2 protein-coding genes are annotated in these 1,548 nt (G+C 37.3%); both read left to right on the top strand.

Annotated elements, in window-relative coordinates; all coding sequences use genetic code 11:
• A partial coding sequence (locus VIP81_RS02710; RefSeq protein ID WP_331956941.1) for a HAMP domain-containing sensor histidine kinase occupies positions 1 to 443 on the top strand: 443 nt, incomplete at its 5' end.
• Between the two features lie 61 nt (positions 444 to 504).
• Positions 505 to 1,524 (top strand): BMP family protein, encoded by a 1,020-nt coding sequence (locus VIP81_RS02715; protein WP_331956942.1) that lies wholly within the window; start codon positions 505 to 507, stop codon positions 1,522 to 1,524.
• The last annotated feature ends 24 nt before the right edge of the window (positions 1,525 to 1,548 follow it).

A 1,548-nucleotide genomic window follows, 5' to 3' on the forward strand; every position in this document is an offset into this window, starting at 1 on the left:
TTGAAGATTTTAAACGAAATATTCAGTTTATCTACAAGGATCTCATAGTAAGTTATGAAGGTGTAAACAAACCAATTTATGTGAAAGGTGACAGGCTGAGATTAAATCAGGTCATGCAAAATCTACTTGATAACGCTGGCAAATTTACCAAAAAAGGATCGATTACAGTTACAACACAACTCGAATCAGATATGGTTAAGGTTCTCGTAAAGGATACTGGAATTGGAATACATCCTGAAATATTTCCTAAATTATTTTTCAAATTTGTAACAAAATCCGATAGAGGAACTGGACTGGGTTTATTTATTGCAAAAAGCATCGTTGAAGCACATGGTGGGAGCATATGGGCTGAAGCTAGTTCTCATCTTGGCACAACTTTTATCTTTACTTTACCCCTTTCAGATCAAGATAGTGTTGAGCATAATGATACGGATTCATCATAGAGATTCAATGCAAATATTGTCCAGTCGAAAAATATTGGTGTCTGTCATCTTAGCTGCCGTTTTGGTTACATGGATTGCAATAATAATGTGCTCTTCTGTCTCTTTTCAAAATGCATATGCCCAGGCACAAAACAAATCATCTCAAACACCTAGTTCTGCAAATCAATCATTAAAGGTAGCTTATCTAACCGATGGCCTTTTTAGCGATGCTGGCTGGGGGGCGTTTGCTTATAATGCGGGTCAAGAAATAATTTCCAAGTATGGATATGAAGTAAGTTTCCTAGATAACGTATCAATTCCTAATATAGAAACGACTCTCAAGGACTATGCAGATAGAGATTATGATATTATCATAGCACAGGGATATGAGTGGGGAGATCCTGTTATTAAAGTAGCACAAAAATATCCTGATATAAAATTTATTGTGTTCACTGGGCAAGTAAAATCTGAAAACGTAGCTTCAATATTCCCAAGGCAGCAGGAAGCAGCTTATCTTCTTGGCGCGCTTGCAGGCATGCTCTCAAAGAACCATACGATTGGTTTTATTGGAGGAGATGAGAAATATCCCAATCTAAAGAACATTTACGAAGGCTACAAACAGGGAGCTTTGCATGTCAATTCTACAACCAGAGTATTTGAAACTTACTTAGGGGACTGGGATAACGAGTCTAAGGGCAGGTCAGCAGCACTCTCTCAGATTAAAGAAGGCGCAGACTTTCTATTGCATGTAGCTGATACGTCTGGACAAGGTGTAATTCAAGCAGCTAAGGAGAAAGGTATCTACGCCTTTGGAGCTGTATCAGATCAGAATAAATTAGCTCCAGATACCGTAGTGACGTCTTTTGTCCTAGATCCGATAAAGGCATACGATTCTATTTTTAAGATGATATATGGAAACAACTTTACAGGAATGATCTTTACTCCCGGACTAGAATTGACAGAGAATTCAACTACTGAGGATGGAATTGTATACATTGCGCCATTTCATGGATTTCAGAATAAGATCCCTGCAGATATTCAAGCTAAGTTCTCTCAATTGACTCAAGATGTAAGGAATAAAAAAATTATAATTCCAGAATGATACCTAGATTGGAAACTTTTATTA

The organism is Chitinophaga sp., from assembly GCF_036566945.1.
In the GTDB taxonomy this organism is placed as follows: Bacteria; Bacteroidota; Bacteroidia; order Chitinophagales; family Chitinophagaceae; genus Chitinophaga.